At 43.4% G+C, this 862-nt stretch carries 1 protein-coding gene and 1 pseudogene; both read left to right on the forward strand.

The annotated features are described in order from the left end of the window. On the forward strand, positions 1 to 393 hold a 393-nt coding region (locus NNC77_RS16500), incomplete at its 5' end, for a transposase (protein WP_151201867.1). 2 nt (positions 394 to 395) lie between these two features. Continuing rightward, a pseudogene (locus tag NNC77_RS16505) lies at positions 396 to 862 on the forward strand (IS3 family transposase); the annotation flags it as partial.

The raw sequence follows: 862 nt of genomic DNA on the forward strand, positions 1-862 counted from the left end.
GGTTGGTTTGAGACCCGTGAGGTAGAGTTGAATAGCTACTCTTTTACAGATGATGATCGTATCATGATAGTTCGAGAGTATATGGAGAGTGGGCTCCCAGCAGAAGAAATCATCAAGAAATACTATATAAGCAGTCGTACAGTGCTATTTTCTTGGATGGATAAGTTCTTAAATGAAAAAGATTTGTTATCTTTGCCGCCAGAAGACCAAAACCGTGACGATATGGCAAAGACAACAAATGAACAGTTGAAAGAGAAAGATGCAGAGATTAAGCGTCTCCGCAAGGCTTTGGAGTTAGAGAAGCTTCGCTCTAAGGCATTCTCTACCATGATTGACCTCGCAGAAGAAACCTTCAATATTCCTGTGAGAAAAAAATCTGGTACCAAACAGTAAGCTTGCTCCGCACAGAGTGCCAGAGCCAAGGTTTAGGCACTCTATGCGGGCTGTTTGGTTTCACTCGGCAAGCATATAATAAGCGCAATGTCTCTGACGGCTTTGCTGAAGAGGCCATTGAGTCTATCATCATTGAAAAGGCACGTGAGTATCGTAAGTCGAATCCTGGCTTAGGAGCTGCAAAGTTGCATGTCATATTGAAACAGATGTTTGAGGATACAGGCTGCTTCCCTGGTCGTGACGCATTTATTGAGATGCTGCGTAAGCATGGACTCATGGTACGTATAAAGCGCCGTAGGCGCTATAAGACAACAGATTCCGACCATAATTATCGCAAATACCCAAACCTGATTAAGGGAGTAGTTCCTACCCATCCGAACCAGATTTGGGCAAGTGACATCACCTATGTTGAAACCAATGAAGGTGTGTGCTATCTCTCGCTTATAACAGACCTGTATTCCCATAAAAT

Origin of the sequence: Segatella copri (assembly GCF_024330485.1) — a bacterium.
Classification (GTDB): domain Bacteria; phylum Bacteroidota; class Bacteroidia; order Bacteroidales; family Bacteroidaceae; genus Prevotella; species Prevotella copri_L.